Genomic DNA, 16,553 nt, shown 5'->3' with positions numbered 1-16,553 from the left:
GTGCGAATTCATGGCCGGCATCTGCCTGCCCGCGCAACGCCACCGCCTGATGCTTCGTTCTATCCCATTGTCGTTTGCAGGCGAGAGGTCGCGGGGATGTCAATGGTTCTCGATGCGATCATGAGGCGCTTTGTCCGGCATGGCTGCCTCGCCATACGCACCCCGGACGGCAGGACGCGCACCTATGGAACGCGAGGCTCCGAGCCGCGCGCCGGAATGTGGCTGCATACGCCGGCCGCGGTGCGCGGTGCCATCACCAATCCGGCACTGCTGCTGCCGGAGAGCTACATGGACGCCAGCATGACCCCGATGGCGTGCACGCTGTTCGAGCTGATGGACGTGCTGATGCTAAACGCCGAGAGCGCGCGTCATCCAGCACTGCGGCTGGTGGGCGGCGTGCGCACCCTCAAGCGCTCCTGGTCGCAAATGAACCCGGCACCGCGCGCCCGGCGCAACGTGGCGCACCATTACGACTTCAATGGCCGGCTCTATTCGCTGTTCCTCGACCGCGACCGGCAATATTCCTGCGCCTATTTCGCCCGCGGCGACGAGACGCTGGAGGAGGCGCAGGAGGCGAAGAAGCATCATATCGCGGCCAAGCTGAAGCTCGACAGGCCGGGCTTGCGCGTCCTCGATATCGGCTGCGGCTGGGGCGGCATGGCGCTGACCCTGGCGCGCGACTACGGCGCCATCGTCACCGGCATTACGCTCTCCACCGAACAGCTCGCAGAGGCCCGCGCCAGGGCCGCCCAGGAGGGTCTCGCCGACCGCGTCAGCTTCGAGCTGCTGGATTATCGGCGCGTCAGCCGCCGCTTCGACCGGATCGTCTCGGTCGGCATGTTCGAGCATGTCGGCATCGTGCAGTTCGACCGCTTCTTTGCCCAGATCCGCGACTGCCTGGAGCCGGACGGCGTCGCCTTGCTGCATTCGATCGGCCGCAGCGACGGTCCCGGCGCCACCAACGCCTGGGTCGAGAAATACATCTTCCCCGGCGGCTACGCCCCGGCGCTGAGCGAGACCCTGGTATCGATCGAGCGTGCCGGCCTGTGGGTCACCGACATCGAAATCCTGCGTCTGCACTATGCCAAGACCATCGCGCTGTGGCGCCGACGCTTCGCCGCCAACCGCGACCTGATCGCCTCGCTCTACGACGAACGCTTTTGCCGGATGTTCGAGCTCTATCTGGTCGCGGCAGAGCTCTCGTTCCGCCGGCAGGGTCAGATGAACTTCCAGATACAGCTGGCCCGCGAACAGCAGACCCTGCCGCTGACGCGCGATTACATGCTGGGCGCGACACCAGCGGCCGCGCGCGAAGCCGCCGTGGCCGACAGCGCACGCAGCATTTGACCTCGCGGGAGCCAGTCCATTGCCTGATCTCGACTACGCCACGCTCTACCCCTCAGCCCGCGCGCCGGTGTTCGGGGCGGCTGCGATTGCGACCTCGCACGCGCTCGCCTCGCAGGCCGGCATGGCGATGCTGCTCGCCGGCGGCAATGCGGTTGACGCGATCCTCTCTGCTGCGATGGCGCTGACCGTCGTCGAGCCGACCGGCAATGGCCTGGGCAGTGATGCGTTCGCGATCCTCTGGGACGGCGACGCGCTGCACGGCCTGAACGCCTCCGGCCGGGCGCCCGCCGGCTGGACGCCAGAGCGCTTCGCCGGCCGCGACGTGATGCCGCATCGCGGCTGGGACAGCGTCACCGTGCCAGGCGCGGTCTCCGGTTGGGTGGCGCTGAGTGCCCGCTTCGGCCGGCTGCCGCTCGAACAGGTGGCAGCCCCCGCGATCCGCTTTGCCCGCGAGGGCTTCGCGGTCACCCCGATCACGGCCAGGCTGTGGGCACGCGCCGGGGTCAGCCTGCGCAACGAGCCAGGCTTCGCGGAGTGCTTCCTGCCCAACGGCCGCGCCCCCCGCCCGGGCGAACTGTTCCGCAGCGAGGCGCAGGCGCGCACCCTGGAGGCGATCGCGGCCAGCAAGGGCGAGGCGTTCTATCGCGGCCCGCTCGCGCGCGCGATGGCGGCCGACAGCGCACGGGCCGGGGGTGCTCTGACCGAGGCCGACCTCGACGCGCACCGCGCCGATTGGGTGGCGCCGCTCGCCTGCGACTTCGCCGGCGCCGTCTTGCACGAATTGCCGCCGAACGGCCAGGGCATCACCGCGCTGATGGCCGCACGCCTGTTCGAGGCCGCCGGCGGCGGCGCAGGGGTAGACGACCCGCAAACCATCCATCTCGGCATCGAGGCCTGCAAACTCGCCATAGTCGACAGCGCCGCCTTCGTCGGTGACCTGGGATCGATGGCAGTACCGCCCTCGGCCCTGCTCGACCCCGGCTACCTCACCGAGCGCGCCAGGCTGATCGATCCCGACCGGGCCTCCGACCCCGGCCATGGCGCGCCCAGCCGCGGCGGCACCGTCTGCCTGTCGGCGGCGGATGCCGACGGCATGATGGTCTCGTTCATCCAGTCCAACTACATGGGCTTCGGCTCCGGCCTGGTGGTGCCCGGCACCGGCATCAGTCTGCAGAACCGCGGCGCCGGCTTCGTCCTCGACCAGGGCCATCCCAATCAAGTCGGCCCAGGCAAGCGGCCGTTCCACACCATCATTCCGGGATTCGCCACCACTGCCGGCGGTGCGCCGCTGCTGGCATTCGGCCTGATGGGTGGCTTCATGCAGGCTCAGGGCCACCTGCAGATGGCCAACCGCATCCTGCGCCACGGCCAGAACCCGCAGACCGCCGCCGACGCCCCGCGCTGGCGGGTGGTCGAGGGCCGCACCGTCGCCGTCGAACCGACGATCAGCGCTCCCACCATCGAGGCGCTGCGCGCCCGCGGCCATGACATCGTCATCGAAGCCCCGGACAATGTCTTCGGCTTCGGCGGCGCCCAGATCGTGCTGCGCCAGGGCAACCACGCCGTCGCCGGCTCCGACCCACGCAAGGACGGCCAGGCACTCGGCTGGTAGGGGTTCCTTGATTGTAGCTACCTCACACCGTTTCTTACGTTTCGTAAGGTAGATGGTGGTATTGATGTGCGGTCTCTCTCGATGCGTCGGGATCAACGACGCGCGACAAATCTTTCTGAAATCGCAAGAAATGTCCTTCGGACTCGAAAGGATGTCTACGTTGGCGCGTCCCAACAACGAGCACTCTGCTGTTCTACTGCAGCCTCTAGTTACGAATCAGAACCGAAGATGGCGTTTCCGTATGGTGTCGCCGATGTGAACATCGAGGAACCACGCACTACATGGTCGACTCAAAGGAAGGTGACCGAGAACACCGGGGGATGCCTTGAAATATTGAGAGGTCAACATCGATTCGGCGCGGGAAGTAGTTGAAACGCAGACTCGCGAGGCCATTAAGGAAGACTTCGCGAGGGCGCAAATCTCCGTTGAGCTTGGCCGCATCAAGGACGAGACAGTCACGCTTCGTCGGGGACGTTGAATGGCGAACGTTGCAGCGACTTCCTCCTGAGCCGCCATGTTGAGCGTCTTGCAGGGACGGCGCCATCGGTTCCTCTGACGTCAGGCAAGACCGCTCCAAGGGTCGAGGACTGGAATGGAAAGACCACGAAAGTGCTTGAGATTTCGGGTTGCGAGAGTGGCACGGCGAGAGATCGCGATGCCCGCGATTTCCATGTCGCGAAAATCGACCGGTCGTCCGGCTCGCTGGCGCTCCGCGGCCAGCCTGGCTGCTTCACGAGCGGCTGGGCTGTCGAAGGCCGCGATCCTGTTCTGCAGGTCGTCGCGGAGAACGCTCTGGAAGGCATCCTCGATTGCGGCCTTGCGCCGTCCGTCCGCCATCGTGGCCAGTCCGAATGCGACCTCGAAAACAGTGATGCTTGTGGTCCAGACAGAGTCTGGCGGTTGGTCGTTCAGCCATTGAACGACTCGTGGGTCGGGCCTCTCATGCATCAGCGCGGAAAGCACATTGGTGTCGAGCAGGATCACTCAAAAATCGCGGGACGCGCGTTCTGGCTTGGCGGCTCCGCCAGCCTCTCATCGGGTGCCAATCCGCAAGCACCGAAGCGCGCGCTGATCCGTGAGCCCAATGGCTGCATGGCAGCATCGTCTTCCTGGGCCGCAGCCATACGAAGAATGTCGCGTACCTCTTCCTCGACACTTCTTCCAAGACGCTTGGCGCGTTTGCGCAACTGATCGCGCACGCTCTCTTCAAGCTTCCGAACGATGATCTGGGCCAGCGTCGCCTCCACCACGTTGAGTGATATCACGATAGCACGCATATTCAGCAAAGTCGAGCACGCTTTCATGCCCCTCCAGCTCCGCCGAAGGCGCGCGAGCCGGTTGAACTCGGCGAAGCTTAGCGCCTCGTCGCCGACCGGCTGAAGGGAGCCGCGCAGCACTTTGCGCCGCCGGCTGTCAGGCGCTCCACCGAGCAAGGGGGCGGCGACGTTGTAGGGCATTCGGGTCAGCAGGACTGGGCCCGGGCCGGCAGCGGGGCGGCCCGCGAAGTCGCCGGTGAGGAAAGCAACCCTGGGGTCAGCGTCAAGTCGAGCAGAACCTGCAGCCCCAGCGACTTGCGCGCCTGCAAGCTCGCTCCAGGCGCTCGGCTGGCAGACGCGGCCGAGTAGGCACATGGTCAGCACCTACGCTTGGCCTACCGGGGTCTCGGTTTGAGCGCCTCCGGCGCGCTGTTCAGCGAAGCGCCGCATCAGCCACGCTGCCGCCGGCCCAGGAGGCGTGTCGGTGCGATAGATCACGTCCAGCAGATAGTCGAAGGCGACCAGGTCGGGCACGTCGAGAGTCACAAGGCGACCTGTCTGGATGTCGCGGGTGACCATCCACAGAGGCATCATGCCCCAGCCGAGCCCGGCCTTCAGAAGCATGTGCTTGGAGGCGAGGTCACCCATTCGCCATGTGCGATTGCTGGTGACGTTGAAATCGCGCCCGGCGGTCAGCTTAGATCGATCATAGACCACGAGCTGGATGTGCTGGCGGGCGGCACCGGGCGAATGGCCGCCCGGCGGGGCTGAGGCGAGCGCGTGACCGGGAGCCGCGACCGGTACCATCCGCAGGCTGCCGACACTGACGCGTTCCAGCGTGTCGGCGTCGGTCGCGAACGGTCCGCTGACGCCGATCGAGGCGGCCTTGCCGAGTACCAGGCTGGCCACCGCGCCCAACGTCTCGACGTGCAGATGCAGCTTGACGGTCGGGAACTCCGCGACAAAGGCGGCCAGAGCGTCGACCACGCGCTCGCCGGGCAGCAGCGAATCCAGCACGACGTGGAGTTCGCCCTCAAGGCCCTCCAGCAACCCCTTTACCTTGGCGCGAAGGCTGCCGACCCCTCGGGTGAGGATACGCGCTTCGTCCAGCACGATGCGCCCCGCCAGGGTCAGCTGCGGTTTGCGTGTCGTCTCGCGATCGAACAGGGTCAGGCCGAGCTGCGCCTCCAGGTTGGCGATGGTGTAGCTGACGACCGAGGTCGCGCGGTTCAGCTTGCGTGCCGCCGCGACGAAACTACCGGCCTCGACCACGGCGATCAGCACGCGCAGCTGGTCCAAAGTGGGGTTGCCGGGGTCAGCTGTCATGTCGAGTTACTCGAACCTAACTGCCGATGGTTTGCCGGTTTTCCAGAACCGCCAAGTCTCATAGCCTCCGGCAACGAGTCTGGCCAGGAGCAGGAACGATATGGCGAAAGTTCTGGTCCTCTACTACTCGACCTACGGTCACATCGAGACCATGGCGCATGCGATGGCGGAGGGCGCGCGGGCCGGAGGTGCGCAGGTCGACGTCAAACGCGTGCCCGAGACGGTGCCCGAGGAGGTCGCGCGTGATGGGCATTTCAAGCGGGACTTGGCGGCCCCGATTGCGACGGTGGCCGAACTGGAGAGCTATGACGCCATCATTGTGGGCACGGGCACCCGCTATGGCCGCGTCTCCTCGCAAATGGCGGCGTTCCTCGACCAGACCGGCGGCCTTTGGGCGCGTGGTGCGCTGAACGGCAAGGTGGGTGCTGCCTTCACGTCGACCGCAACCCAGCATGGCGGGCAGGAGACGACGCTGTTTTCCATTATCACCAACCTGATGCATCTCGGGCTGGTGATCGTCGGGCTTCCGTATAGCCACCAGGCGATGATGACGCTTGATGAGGTCGTGGGCGGCTCGCCTTACGGTGCGACGACCATCGCCGGCGGCGACGGGTCGCGTCAGCCAAGCGCCATCGAACTCGCCGGCGCACGCCACCAGGGAGAGCTTGTCGCGCGCACGGCGGCCAAACTCTTCGGCTGAACGGCAAGCCGGTGAAGATCAACCGACCGAGCGCTGAGCCCCATCCCAGAACGAGGCGATTGAAGAGACCTGAGAGGGGCATCCGATCGACATCAGCCGGAACGTCCACAAACCCAAGCTCGGGAGCAGCGGCTTGAACTTCCTGATCTCGTTGGCGGTCGGCCTCCTGGTCGGGGCTTTCTACGCTGTGCTGCGTGTCCACTCGCCAGCGCCGCCACTTGTCGCCCTGGCAGGACTGCTTGGCATCGTGATCGCCGAACAGGGCGTCACGTTCCTTCTGCGGCACCGTCCACGCTGAAGAAGGTGCGCCGTGGCCGCCAAAGTGACAGACACCTGCAAAGCGCCGGCCGCACGGCGCGACTTCGCTCTGGCGCTGCTGCTGCTCTGGCTGTCGGGTGCTGCATTGCGGGAAACCATCCTGGCGATGGCCCCGGTGCTGCCGCGCGTCACCGCCGACTTCCGCCTGAGTGCGACGGGTGTCGGTCTGCTGACCGGCTTGCCACCGCTCCTGTTCGCCGTAACCGCCGTGCCCAGCGCCGCCCTGATCGCCCGGTTCGGCGCGGTGCCGACACTGATTGCGGGCCTGCTGCTGAACGCGACCGGTGCCGCGGCGCGCGGCTTGGTCGGCAGCGTTGTGGGGCTGAATGCCGCGACCGCGTTGATGTGCCTGGGCGTCGCGGTCATGCAGCCGGTGATGCCCCTCCTGGTGCGGGCGTGGGCGCCTGCGCATATCGGCTTTGCCACAGCCATCTACACCAACGGCCTGCTGGTAGGGGAACTGGCCCCCGTCGTCTGGGTGCCGCAACCAATATTGCCCCTGGTTGGCGGCGGCTGGCGCGCCTCCCTCGTGTTCTGGGCGTTGCCGGTGTTGACGGCGGTACTGCTGGTGGGCTTTCGCGGCCGCCGGCCACAGGCCGCGGCCGGCTTGGCGCGCTGGCAGCCGGACTGGCGGGATGGGCGGATTTGGCGGATGGGTCTGCTGCTGGGAGGCGTGAACGCCACCTATTTCGGGCTGAACGGCTTCCTGCCGGGCTGGCTGACAACGACCGGAGCACCGGAACTGGCGCGCCCGGCGCTGACCGCCTTGAACCTGGCGCAGATCCCGGCTTCGCTGTTGATGCTGGCCCTGGCCAGTCGGCTTACACGACGGCCGGCGGCGTATGCGGGCGCGGGCGCGCTGCTGCTCGCCGGCGTGTTGGGGTGCGTGGCAATGCCCGGTCCCGCCGCGGTGGCATGGGCCGCGCTGGCAGGGTTCGCCGGAGCGATATTACTGACCCTGGGCCCGGCTCTCCCCTCGCTCTTGGGCGAGGCGGCGGATGTATCACGCCTTGCCGCGGCGATGTTTACCGTCAGTTACGGAGCGGCGATGGGGGCGGCGCTGCTGGCGGGCTGGCTCTCGGACCTGAGCGGCGTGGCGGCGATGGCTTTCTCGCCGTTTGCGCTTGCCGCGCTGGCGGTAATGCTCCTGGGGGCCACGCTGCGGCTGAAGGATGCACAAGAGCCCAATGGCTTACCTGCCAGAGTTCCGACGGCGGATGACCGACCGGGGACGCGGCCATGACAAATGGCAAGATGATGGAGCAGGTGGTGAGCCAAGCCTGCTTCATAGCGGCGCTGGATCAGAGTGGTGGATCGACCCCTGACACGCTGCGCATCTACGGCATCCCTGGCAGGGCCTACGGCAATAGTACTGACATGTTCAAGCTGATGCATGACATGCGCGTGCGGATCATGACGTCTCCCGCCTTCGAGATCCTGTTCCCGCGTTCCTCTGGGAACAACGGGGCATCGTGCCCTTCCTCAAGGTCGATAAAGGGCTCGAGACTGCACGCGACGGCACCCGCCTGATGACGCCGATCCCGGCACTTGATGCGCTGCTGAAGCGCGCGGTGAAATGAGGCGTGTTCGGGACCAAAATGCGGTCGGCTATCAATCTGCCGTCCCAGAATGGCATCGCCGCCTTGGTCGGACAGCAATTCGAACTGGCCGAACACATCGTCCGACACGCGCTGTTGCCGATCATCGAACCGGAAGTTCTGATCGACACGCCTGGTAAAACGGCAGCCGAAGCGATCCTCCGGATTTTTATGCCGACTTGATACAGCATCCGCGGGTGCATCGTATGGTGGCGCTTTCGGGTGGCTACACGCGCGCCGACGCGTGCCGACATCTTGCTGCCAACCAAGACATATTTGCGAGCTTCTCGCGCGCCCTGATCGGCGATCTCAGATCGTCGATGGACGACACCACCTTCGACGAGACCCTCGCGACGGCCGTTGACGAAATCTACCGCGCTTCTACCATCAAGAGCTGACGGCATCCGTGGGTCCCATCTCGACCACCGTCCACGCTGCCTTGCGGCCATGACCCGGCCGTCTGCTTCGACTGAATGGTTTACATGTGCTACTTCTGCCTGTGCGGCGTAATTGCGAGCCTATAGCGCACGAAATTGTCGGCCGGCACATAGCGGTCATACAGCTTTCGCGCCTGCGCATTGTCGGCGCGGGTGTGCCAATAGAGCGAGTTCCAGTGGCGCTCGCGGCCGAGTGCGACGAGATCGTCGAGCAACGCCCGGCCCACGCCGCCGCCGCGCATGCGAGCATCCACGAAAAGATCTTCCAGGTAGCAGGTCGGCCGCACGCTCCAGGTGCCTTCATGCACCACGCAGATCAAAAAACCGACCGGAGTTCCATCCAGTATCGCCATGCGGCCGAAGATGGGTCCTGCAGCATCAAGGATTCGCCTCCAGGTAAGGTGCGTCGCTTCCGGCGGGACCGCTTGGTCATAGAAACCGAGATAAGCCTGCCAGAGGCCCTTCCAAACCACTTCATCCCCGACTTCAGGCGCACGTATGGTGACAGGGACTTTCGCCATCAGCTTGCACGACCGGGTTGAGAGATAGCGAGTATAGCAGGGATCGGCCGCACATCGTCTATCGGGAAACACAATGCCACTTTGGGGAGCGCGGCAAACGGTCATGGGACGCGCCAGATCCGCTCCGACGCTGATCGTCGATGACGTCTCGAAACCGTTGTGCCGAGTCCTGAAGTCATGAGGCACCGCCGGGCGAAAACAGGGCGCACGATCCGACTGAGTGGATTGCTCCCTGGCCGAAGCCCGCGTCCTTTGCTCTACTCAAAATCATCGAACTTACCAATCGATCTCACGCGAGTTTTTCGGCCATGAGTGTGAAACCTCCGCCGATGACCTTGCCGACATGATGCAGGTGACGGGCGCCATCATGGCCATGACGGTCACCGGCTGCCCGTGCCGATTAGGGCCGACGGTGCTGGACGTATCGATCACCTCCGCCGTGGCCCTATTATGGCATGTCGAACGACACCCGAGCCGGGGTCCCTGGGCTGCGCGCAATGACGTTGAACTTCCCTTGCAATATGCCTCGCGCCTGAATACGAGGACGCGACCATGCCTATTCACATCTGTAAGTTGTGCGGCACCTCCTACGCCGAAGCGGCGACACCGCCGCCTGGCTGCCCAATATGCGAGGATGAACGGCAGTATGTGCCGAGGAGCGGGCAGGCTTGGACGACCCCGGACGAGCTGGGCGCGGCGCATGTCAACAGCTGGCGGCGGCTATACGCGCTGCCAGGATTGCGCTGCGGCATTCGGCTGTCCTGTTTATCTCCATGCCGCGGACCGGGATTGGGTGATGCGGCCAGACCCGGCGAGACTCGGAGGACATTTCCCTGGGGCCACTGTGCTCCATTGGACGAATACCAAGCTGCTGTCCGAGGACCGCTGAAGGTGTTATCGGTTGGCGGCCAAGGTTGATCAATAGCTGCCACGGTCTTACCGCTTTCACCTCCCGGGTGGCCGCTATCGGCATCGCGGCCGGGGTGCCGGGCCCAGTAGGCGACGCGGCCTTGGTCGTCGCCGCTCGGCCGCCGCCGCCTGGCTTGCGATCTTGGTACTACCGCCAGTTGGTATCATCCCTGCGCCTGCCACGGCGCCAAGCCGGCCCGGGCGGTGGCCCTCATTCAGCTGTTCGCATATCACAACGATACGAGCATGAGCCCTGAGGATTCTTTCCGCTATGTCGAGCGCCGAGTTCATTCCACATCCGCATGGAGCCAAACGCCGTTGTCTGATCTGAGAAACCGATGAGGCTTGCAACGACCGTAAGACCGATGGCTAATCTCATGGCCACAGCCATCGCCTGCGGTCTGATCACGAATGTGGACCTTCAACGGGTAGCCCATTACGATGAACTGTTGAATGCTGACCATTGTCAGGTTGTCGTGCAGGCCCTTGTCAAGACTTGCACGCTTCAGAGCGTTCCACGTTCCGGTATTAATCCGCATTAGCTGCGAGACCATGTTTGGCTGAAACGATTCGACAAATGCGTGATTGCTCCATGCCGTGCTGACAGACATGGTCGAGCTGTGAGCGGCTTTACCTCATCCTCGACCTCTCTATTGAACCTGCAGATAGCCATGTCTCGCGAGGACTGGCACCTGCATACGGGTCCTGCTTAAGCAAAGGCCTTTCTCAAAATTGAGAGGGGACCTTGTTGTTTAAGCGCAAACTGGACAGAAAAACTTACGGAAACGTCTGGAACGCTGTGCTAGGGTCCGGCCGGTCAAATCGGCTTGCGTAAGGAAATGACTGTGCGTTCGCGTGCAGGACTCGCTTTGATAAAGGAAAGCCAGTGGCTCCACCTATGGATGGCTTGAACACCGCACCACATGCGGCCGCACACACGGCGCAGCCTGGGGGCGGTGCGCAGGTCGACGGCAGGCGGTCGCGTGTGCGCGCCGTGATCTCCGCGGCGCGGTATCACGGCGTCGAACTCGACGCCAAGGATTTCCGCGGCGAGATCACCGAGGTGACCCCGTCGCCGGCGAGCCTGGTGCGCTGGCTGGGCGAGCAGGGGCTGGTCGCGCGCGCGATACGCCTCAAGTGGCGCTACCTGGTGCGCATGCACGACAGCCCGCCGGTGGCGCTGATGTTCAAGGACGGCACCGCCGGCCTGCTGGTCGGTGCCGATCCGACGCGCAACCTGGTCTGGCTGCGCGACCCGATGGGCAGCGACGGCGACGTGCCGGTCGCGGTGGACGAGCTGCGTCTGTCGCAGGTCTGGACCGGCGACGTGGTGATGGTGGCGCGCAGCCGCACCCAGTCAGAGACGGAAGCGCCGATCAATCTTCCCTGGCTGACACGCATGGTGATGCGCGAGAAGAAGTCGCTGCGCGACATCGCCATCGCCTCGGTGGTGCTCAGCCTGGTCAGCATCTTCCCGGCACTGATCGTCATGCAGGTCATCAACAACGTGGTGAACCACCACTCGATGTCCACGCTGGTCTCGATCTCGATGATCATCGTGGTGCTCGCCGTGTATGAGACGCTGATCAGCTTCGGACGGCGCGAGATCGTTCTGGTGTTGTCCACTCGGCTGGACAGCCGCATCGCGCTGGTGATCTTCGCGCGGCTGCTCTCACTGCCGCTGGAATATTTCGAACGCCAGCAGGCCGGCAACGTGATCGGCCGGGTCTCGGCGATCTACAAGGTGCGCGACTTCATCACCGGCAAGCTGATGACGACGTTCCTCGACATGTTCACCCTGCTGGTGATCCTGCCGTTCCTGTTCGTGCTGAGCGCCACTTTGGCCTGGATGACCCTGGCTGCGGCCGGCCTGATCGGGCTGATCGTGGTGATCTTCGTCGGTCCGGTGAGCCGGATGATCGGCCGGGTGATCACCGCCGAGATGAAACGCGCGGCCATTCTCTACGAGTCCGTTGCCGGTATCCGCACGCTCAAGACGCTGGCTCTCGAGCCGTCGCGACGCGTCGAGTGGGACGTCGCCACCGCCGATGTGGTGCGGGCCAAGCTCGATGCCGGCCGGCTCGCCAACTGGCCCTCGACCCTGGCCTCGCCGATCGAGATGTTCATCAGTCGCGGTGTCATCCTGGTCGGCGCCTATCTGCTGCTGACCGGCAGTTCGTCGCTCGGCGCCGGCGGCCTGGTCGCCTTCATGATGCTCGGCGGCAGGGTCGCGGCCCCCCTGGTCGGCCTGGCCAAGCTGCTGGAGGAGTTTACCGAAATCCGCGCAGCCCTCGGCGAGGCCGGCTCGGTGCTCAACCAGCCCACCGAGACGCGCGCGCTGACCAACGGCATGCGTCCAAAAATTCTCGGCGCGCTGTCGTTCCAGGATGTGATGTTCACCTATCCAGCCGCTTCGTCGAAGGCGCTGGACGATGTCTGCTTCGACGTGCCCGCCGGCACCATGCTCGGCATTGTCGGCCGCAGCGGCTCCGGCAAGTCGACCCTGACCCGGCTGCTGCAGGGCGTGTCGCGGAACTATACCGGCTTCCTCAAGCTCGACGGCGTCGATCTGCGCGAGATCAACCTGACACACTTGCGCAAATCCTTCGGTGTCGTGCTGCAGGACAACTTCCTGTTCCGCGGCACCATACGCGACAACATCACCGCCAACCGGCCCGGTCTCACCCTGGAGGATGCGGTGCGCGCCGCACGCCTCGCCGGGGCCGAGGAGTTCATCGAGCGGATGCCGGCCGGCTACGAAACCTGGATCGAGGAGGGCTCGACCAACATCTCCGGCGGCCAGCGCCAGCGTCTGGCCATCGCCCGCGCGGTGATCACCGACCCCAAGCTGATGATCCTCGACGAGGCGACCTCGGCGCTGGATCCGGAGTCCGAGGCGCTGGTCAACGCCAACCTCAAGCGGATCAGCAAGGGCCGCACCATGGTCATCGTCTCGCACCGGCTGTCCTCGCTGGTGGATTGCGACCAGATCCTGGTGATGGAGCGCGGCCGCGTCGAGGACATCGCGCCGCATCACGTCCTGCTCGAGCGCTGCGCGATCTACCGCCAACTCTGGCTGCAGCAGACCCGACACATGAATCCGCAAAACGCCCACGCCGGCCCGGCGCCGTTGCTGGCCGAGGGAGACTGAGCGATGAGCGGCACAGAGATTGTTCCACGCGGCGGACCGAACCTACAGACGAGCAAGTCCGCACGTCGCCTGGCGCGCCGGGACAACGACGACATGCCCCAGGACCTGCTGGAGTTCCATTCGCCCAGCGCCGCCCTGGTCGCAATGCCGCCCTCGGCGCTTGCCCAATACATGATCTGGCTGGTCTGCTCGATGGCGGTCGTGATGCTGATCGTGTTCGCGACCGTGCCGCTCGACCGGGTCGTGACCGTCTCAGGCGAGCTGATCTCGACCAGGCCGACGCTCCTGGTGCAGCCGTTCGCCACCTCCATCGTCCGCTCGATCGAGGTGCATGAGGGCGAGATCGTCCATAAGGGCCAGGTGCTGGCGCGTCTGGATCCCACCGTCAGCACCGCCGACGAGGCCAACCTGAAGAACCAGACGCAATCCTATGCGGCCCAGATCGCGCGCCTGAAGGCCGAGGCCGCGGGCGACGACTACAAGCCCGATCTCGGCGATCCCGCTTCTGTCTCGCAGGCCGCGATCTTCATGCGTCGCCGCGAGGAGTTCCGCGACAAGCTGCTCAACTACACCCAGCAGATCGCGAGCCTGCAGAGCGACATGCAGGGCTACCGCGCCAACGCCGCGATGTATGCCGGCCGCGTCAAGGTCGCCGGTGACGTCACCAGGATGCGCCGCCAACTGCAGCATGACCAGGTCGGCAGCCGGCTGGATTCGCTCTCCGCCCAGGACAGCCTGATGGAAATGGAGCGTTCGCAGCTCTCGGCTCAGGAAGGTGCGGTGGGAGCAAAGAACAAGCTCGATGCCGAGCGCGCCGACGAGGCCGGCTATATCCAGGACTGGAAAGCGCAGATCTACCAGGACCTGACCGATACCGAGCATAAATACTCCGACGCCCGCGCCGATTACGAAAAGGCGATCCTGGCGCGCAACCTCGACGTCATGCGCGCCCAGGGCGATGCTGAAGTGCTGACCATCGCCAAGGTCTCGATCGGCTCCGTGCTGACCCCGGCGACCCAGCTCATCACCCTGGTGCCGCTCGACGCGCCGCTTGAAGTCGAGGCCAAGCTCAAGGGCGACGAGTCCGGCTATGTCAAGATCGGCGATAAGGCGATGATCAAGTTCGCAACCTTCGCGTACACTCAGTATGGGGGCGCCGACGCCACCGTGCGCGGGGTCAGCGCCGATAGCTTCACCAAGGACAGCCTTGACCAGTCCACCAGCCCGAGCGCGCCGCCGCTCGACATGGGCAGCAGCGCCGACACGTTCTACCGGATCAAGCTGCGAATCGACCGCTACACCTTGCACGGCGTTCCGAACTACTTCCATCCGACCCCCGGCATGCCGGTGACGGCGGACATCAAGGTCGGCAAGCGGACCATCATGCAGTATCTTCTCAACCGCGTGCTCCCGGTAGCCACCGAAGGTATGCGCGAACCCTGATGCCCTCCTTTGCTGGATGCACCCTCCTTGATACATGCCGCATGAGCGCATGGCCGCCCTGCTAACCTCGAACGATCTGAGCCGGCGTCTGGCCGCGCTGTTCTCGCCCAAGGCGAAGCTGCGCCTGGCGCTGAGCCTGATCGAAGCGGGCGAACCGAAGGCCGCCTTCCGTCCGCTCAGCGCCGCCGCCCGGGCCGGTATTCCGGAGGCGCAGTTCCGCGTCGGCCGCGCCTATCTCGAAGGCAACGGCGTGCCGGTCAGCCGCGAGGAAGGTGCCCGCTGGACCGCGCGTGCCGCCGAGGCCGGTTGGGTGGAGGCGCAGTTCGTGCTCGCCACCCTCAATCTCTACGGCCTCGCGCAGACCAGTGACGGCGGCAACGCCTTGTTCGCGCCCGGTCCAGAGCAATCCAGCGCCAAGCCCGATTTTGCGAAGGCGGCATTCTGGGCGAAGCGCGCCGCAGAAGCCGGCTCGCCCGACGGCCAGGCGCTGTATGGCTACATCCTGACCTCCGGCCCGGAGTCGATGCGCGACGTCGAGCAGGCCAACGCCTGGTATCGCAAATCCGCCGATGCCGGCTGCGTGCAGGGTTCGCTCGGGGTTGGCCTGGCTTTACTTGGGGATGGCGCCGATCCCGACGCGCAACGCAAGGCCGCCGTCGAGTTGACCAAGGCGGCCTCCGGTGGTCTCGCGACGGCCATCTACCTGCTCGGCGTCATGACCGAGCGCGGCGCCGGCGTGACCCAGGACGTCGCCGCCGCGACCAGGCTCTACGGCATGGCCGCCGAAAAGGGCGTGCGCTCCGGCCAGGCGCGCTACGGTCTGGCGCTGATGGAAGGGCGTGGCGTGGCCCGCGACATCGTTCACGGGGAATCGTGGCTGCGTCGCGCGGCCCTTGCCGGCGACGGTGAAGCCGCGGCGCTGATCGGCGACCTCTATGCGCGCGGCGGTGACCTGCCGCCGAACTACGCCGAAGCGGCGACCTGGTACAACCGCGCCGCCGAACAAGGCCACGCCGCCGCATCGCGCGCACTCGGTTCGCTGTTCCTCACCGGCGCCGGCGTCTCGCGCGATCCCGAGGAGGCCGCCCGCTGGTTCCGCCGCTCGGCCGAGCAGGGCGACGCGGACGCCAGCCTCGACCTTGCCAACCTGGTGCTGTCCGGCGCCGGCCACGAAGAGGACCGTATTGCCGCGCGCGAGCGCTTCGAGCAGGCGGCAAGCGCGGGCGACCTGGTGGCGGCCTTCAATTTCGGCGTCTGCCTGGCCGAGGGGGTCGGCATCGAACGCGACGAGCGACGCGCCGCCATCTGGCTGCGACGCGCCGCAGACGGCCTGGTCAATGCGCAGTACTGGTACGGGCGGATGCTCACCGAGGGACGCGGGATCGACGTCGATCTCAAGGAGGGCCGGCTGTGGCTTTCCCGCGCCGCCGAGAGCGGCATGGCCGATGCCCAGGTCGCCTACGCCGAACTGCTGCTCGGCGGCCGCGGCGGCGCCAAGGACCATGCCACCGCCCTGGTGATGTTCGAACGCGCCGCCGAGCAGGGCCATATCAACGCGCTGTTCTCGACGGCGGCGATGTATGGCGGCGGCCACGAAGTGCCGGAGGACCGCCCGCGCGCGCAAGGCTTCTTCCGCCGCGCCGCCGAGCGCGGCCACGGCATGGCACAGCTCATGCTCGGCCGCTATCTGGCCCGCGGCCTCGCCGGCGAGACCGACACCGCCGAGGCACGGCTCTGGCTCAAGCGCGCCCGCGCCCAGGGCATCAACCAGGCGGACGCCGAGCTTGCGCGCATGGGCGAAGAGGCGGCTGTCCGCGAAGTCGCGCAGGCGGGTGCGCGGCGCTGAGACCTGTTAGGAAGCGAGGCCAGGGCTCCGCCCTGGACCCGCTGGGGGCGAGCCCCCAGACCCCAATTCGAATAGGTTCCAAGGACTTG

14 protein-coding genes are annotated in these 16,553 nt (G+C 65.8%); 10 read left to right on the top strand and 4 right to left on the bottom strand.

Going from position 1 to position 16,553, the window contains the following annotated elements:
* Nucleotides 1-96 precede the first annotated feature (96 nt).
* Together ACQY4K_RS02675 and ACQY4K_RS02670 are read left to right on the top strand one after the other, a co-directional pair.
* Complete coding sequence (locus tag ACQY4K_RS02675; protein ID WP_428393198.1) at nt 97-1,347, top strand: class I SAM-dependent methyltransferase; 1,251 nt, start codon at nt 97-99, stop codon at nt 1,345-1,347.
* A gap of 19 nt (nt 1,348-1,366) precedes the next feature.
* Complete coding sequence (locus ACQY4K_RS02670) at nt 1,367-2,959, top strand: gamma-glutamyltransferase family protein (RefSeq protein WP_428393196.1); 1,593 nt, start codon at nt 1,367-1,369, stop codon at nt 2,957-2,959.
* 558 nt (nt 2,960-3,517) lie between these two features.
* On the opposite strand, the gene ACQY4K_RS02665 is transcribed toward ACQY4K_RS02670, so the two are convergent.
* The 3 genes from ACQY4K_RS02665 to ACQY4K_RS02655 all read right to left on the bottom strand — a co-directional run bounded on the left by ACQY4K_RS02665 (nt 3,518) and on the right by ACQY4K_RS02655 (nt 5,541).
* The gene (locus ACQY4K_RS02665; protein WP_428393194.1) at nt 3,518-3,943 is read right to left on the bottom strand and encodes a type II toxin-antitoxin system VapC family toxin; all 426 of its coding nucleotides are present in this window, start codon (nt 3,941-3,943) and stop codon (nt 3,518-3,520) included.
* Nucleotides 3,940-4,416, bottom strand: coding sequence for a FitA-like ribbon-helix-helix domain-containing protein (locus tag ACQY4K_RS02660; protein ID WP_428393192.1), 477 nt, complete (start codon nt 4,414-4,416; stop codon nt 3,940-3,942). Before ACQY4K_RS02660 ends, ACQY4K_RS02665 begins: the two co-directional genes overlap by 4 nt.
* Before the next feature lie 183 nt (nt 4,417-4,599).
* Nucleotides 4,600-5,541: a LysR family transcriptional regulator gene (locus ACQY4K_RS02655; protein ID WP_428393190.1), complete on the bottom strand. Its 942-nt coding sequence runs from the start codon at nt 5,539-5,541 to the stop codon at nt 4,600-4,602.
* Between the two features lie 100 nt (nt 5,542-5,641).
* Between ACQY4K_RS02655 and wrbA the strand changes: the two genes are divergently transcribed.
* The 5 genes from wrbA (at nt 5,642) to ACQY4K_RS02630 (ending at nt 8,555) form a co-directional block, all read left to right on the top strand.
* Entirely contained in the window at nt 5,642-6,241 is a 600-nt protein-coding gene (wrbA, locus tag ACQY4K_RS02650; protein ID WP_428393189.1) for an NAD(P)H:quinone oxidoreductase, read from the top strand.
* A gap of 133 nt (nt 6,242-6,374) precedes the next feature.
* Nucleotides 6,375-6,539, top strand: a complete 165-nt coding sequence (locus ACQY4K_RS02645; protein WP_428393187.1) for a DUF1427 family protein — start codon at nt 6,375-6,377, stop codon at nt 6,537-6,539.
* A gap of 12 nt (nt 6,540-6,551) precedes the next feature.
* On the top strand, nt 6,552-7,802 hold the full coding sequence (locus ACQY4K_RS02640; RefSeq protein ID WP_428393185.1) for a CynX/NimT family MFS transporter: 1,251 nt from the start codon (nt 6,552-6,554) through the stop codon (nt 7,800-7,802).
* 340 nt (nt 7,803-8,142) lie between these two features.
* Nucleotides 8,143-8,340, top strand: coding sequence for a hypothetical protein (locus tag ACQY4K_RS02635; protein ID WP_428393183.1), 198 nt, complete (start codon nt 8,143-8,145; stop codon nt 8,338-8,340).
* 23 nt (nt 8,341-8,363) lie between these two features.
* Nucleotides 8,364-8,555, top strand: coding sequence for a hypothetical protein (locus ACQY4K_RS02630; RefSeq protein ID WP_428393182.1), 192 nt, complete (start codon nt 8,364-8,366; stop codon nt 8,553-8,555).
* 89 nt (nt 8,556-8,644) lie between these two features.
* On the opposite strand, the gene ACQY4K_RS02625 is transcribed toward ACQY4K_RS02630, so the two are convergent.
* On the bottom strand, nt 8,645-9,115 hold the full coding sequence (locus ACQY4K_RS02625; protein ID WP_428395922.1) for a GNAT family N-acetyltransferase: 471 nt from the start codon (nt 9,113-9,115) through the stop codon (nt 8,645-8,647).
* Nucleotides 9,116-10,922: 1,807 nt separating this feature from the next.
* On the opposite strand from ACQY4K_RS02625, the gene ACQY4K_RS02620 reads away from it, so the two are divergent.
* Genes ACQY4K_RS02620 through ACQY4K_RS02610 form a run of 3 tightly spaced genes read left to right on the top strand, consistent with a single transcriptional unit; the run spans nt 10,923 to nt 16,464 of the window.
* Nucleotides 10,923-13,175 carry a peptidase domain-containing ABC transporter gene (locus tag ACQY4K_RS02620; protein ID WP_428393180.1) on the top strand — a complete coding sequence of 751 codons (2,253 nt, stop codon included), beginning with the start codon at nt 10,923-10,925 and terminating at the stop codon, nt 13,173-13,175.
* Between the two features lie 3 nt (nt 13,176-13,178).
* A complete protein-coding gene (locus ACQY4K_RS02615; RefSeq protein ID WP_428393179.1) occupies nt 13,179-14,618 on the top strand; it encodes an HlyD family type I secretion periplasmic adaptor subunit in 1,440 nt (479 codons plus the stop codon).
* A gap of 49 nt (nt 14,619-14,667) precedes the next feature.
* Nucleotides 14,668-16,464: an SEL1-like repeat protein gene (locus tag ACQY4K_RS02610; protein ID WP_428393177.1), complete on the top strand. Its 1,797-nt coding sequence runs from the start codon at nt 14,668-14,670 to the stop codon at nt 16,462-16,464.
* The last annotated feature ends 89 nt before the right edge of the window (nt 16,465-16,553 follow it).

The sequence above is a fragment of the Lichenicoccus sp. genome, from assembly GCF_965276875.1.
In the GTDB taxonomy this organism is placed as follows: domain Bacteria; phylum Pseudomonadota; class Alphaproteobacteria; order Acetobacterales; family Acetobacteraceae; genus Lichenicoccus.
The sequence above is the reverse complement of the archived record's forward strand: the minus strand, read 5'-3'. Positions and strand labels throughout refer to the sequence as shown.

Excerpts from the sequence above, each read along its gene's own strand:
- ACQY4K_RS02660 (WP_428393192.1), bottom strand. The coding sequence starts at position 4,416 with ATGCCCTACAACGTCGCCGCCCCCTTGCTCGGTGGAGCGCCTGACAGC.
- wrbA (WP_428393189.1), top strand. The coding sequence starts at position 5,642 with ATGGCGAAAGTTCTGGTCCTCTACTACTCGACCTACGGTCACATCGAG.
- ACQY4K_RS02620 (WP_428393180.1), top strand. The coding sequence starts at position 10,923 with ATGGATGGCTTGAACACCGCACCACATGCGGCCGCACACACGGCGCAG.
- ACQY4K_RS02655 (WP_428393190.1), bottom strand. The coding sequence starts at position 5,541 with ATGACAGCTGACCCCGGCAACCCCACTTTGGACCAGCTGCGCGTGCTG.
- ACQY4K_RS02675 (WP_428393198.1), top strand. The coding sequence starts at position 97 with ATGTCAATGGTTCTCGATGCGATCATGAGGCGCTTTGTCCGGCATGGC.
- ACQY4K_RS02625 (WP_428395922.1), bottom strand. The coding sequence starts at position 9,115 with ATGGCGAAAGTCCCTGTCACCATACGTGCGCCTGAAGTCGGGGATGAA.
- ACQY4K_RS02615 (WP_428393179.1), top strand. The coding sequence starts at position 13,179 with ATGAGCGGCACAGAGATTGTTCCACGCGGCGGACCGAACCTACAGACG.
- ACQY4K_RS02630 (WP_428393182.1), top strand. The coding sequence starts at position 8,364 with ATGGTGGCGCTTTCGGGTGGCTACACGCGCGCCGACGCGTGCCGACAT.
- ACQY4K_RS02610 (WP_428393177.1), top strand. The coding sequence starts at position 14,668 with ATGGCCGCCCTGCTAACCTCGAACGATCTGAGCCGGCGTCTGGCCGCG.